Below are 1272 nucleotides of genomic sequence, written 5' to 3' on the forward strand. Positions count from 1 at the left end.
GAGCCGCCCACATCGCCCAGCGAGGGACGATCCCGGCGCTTCGCCGCCCGGCGGGCCACGCCCCCGAAATACCGGCCAAGAAAGTAGAAAAGAATGAGGACGACAATCGCGATTGCGATGTTCGGAAGGAGCCTGAAGAGCCCATCCAACCACGCGTCAAGTTTATCGAATATCAGACCCGGGTTGGCTTCGACTTCTTCCACGCGCATCTCTCCTGTCGTTCATGCGGCAGGTCAACGCATTGAAAGAAGGATTGTTCCTACGTTTGCGGGAGTTTCAGAACCGTATTGCCACCACGACGCGAAAGCACCACCGCATCGTCGCCGATCGCCGTGACGATGCCCGCCTCCAGCGTGTCGCCGACCTGAACGCGGGTGATGGTGCCGTCGTTCTCCCGCACCAGAGCGCGGGGATCGGTGTCGTTGCCGTAAATGCCGATCACGGCCAGCCGGTCGAGCTTCATGTGTTGGGTGGCCAAGCGGGCCACTTTGGCGGACGTACCTCCGCCGGTATCATTGGACGCCATGTTTTCGCCTTTCGTCGCGCCTGCGGGGGATCGCATCGGGGTGGCGCTGAATTTCGATCAATGTATTGCGCTGGATCAGCTAACAGGCGGTAAAGCAGGGTGGAAGGGGGATGGCCGGAGGTCAGCGCAACCTTGCCAAAGGGCAGGCGAAGGTCTGCCGACAGGGCCGGGCGCGGCGCGTATCCTATACGAATTCGCGCGCGATTACCGCTATTTGCGCAAATCTATCCCGCTGCGCGGACAGCAGGCATTTGAACGAAATCAGAGGCAGTCTGTCGCCGCGAAGCCTACTCGGCGGCCTCTTTCATGCGAAAGCCCTTGTCGATCTGGTCGGCGGGCACCACCGGGTATTCGCCGGAGAAACAGGCGTCGCAATACTGCGGACAGCTGGCCTTGCGGCCCTGCGCCTCGCCCACGGCCCGGTAAAGACCGTCGAGCGAGATGAACTTCAGGCTGTCGACCTGCAGGTGGTCGCGCATCTCGTCCTCGGACATGGTGGCGGCCAGCAGTTTTTCGCGCTGCGGCGTATCGACCCCGTAAAAGCACGGCCATGCGGTCGGCGGTGAGGCGATGCGGAAATGCACCTCCGCCGCGCCGGCATCGAGGATCATCTCCTTGATCTTGCGGCTGGTCGTGCCGCGGACGACGCTGTCATCCACGAGGATCACGCGCTTGCCCCGGATCAGGGCGCGGTTGACGTTCAGCTTCAGCCGCACGCCCATATTCCGGATCTGTTCGGTCGGTTC

Annotated in this window: 2 protein-coding genes and 1 pseudogene; all 3 read right to left on the bottom strand. The window is 62.3% G+C overall.

Annotation, left to right across the window (positions count from 1 at the left end; genetic code table 11):
• On the bottom strand, positions 1-203 hold a 203-nt coding region (locus A3764_RS20610), incomplete at its 3' end, for a mechanosensitive ion channel family protein (RefSeq protein WP_443069401.1).
• 56 nt (positions 204-259) lie between these two features.
• Positions 260-562 carry a pilus assembly protein PilP gene (locus A3764_RS20615; RefSeq protein WP_330220259.1) on the bottom strand — a complete coding sequence of 101 codons (303 nt, stop codon included), beginning with the start codon at positions 560-562 and terminating at the stop codon, positions 260-262.
• 251 nt (positions 563-813) lie between these two features.
• A pseudogene (locus A3764_RS20620) lies at positions 814-1272 on the bottom strand (amidophosphoribosyltransferase); the annotation flags it as partial.

This window comes from Sulfitobacter sp. HI0129, from assembly GCF_001635395.1.
GTDB lineage: Bacteria > Pseudomonadota > Alphaproteobacteria > Rhodobacterales > Rhodobacteraceae > Sulfitobacter.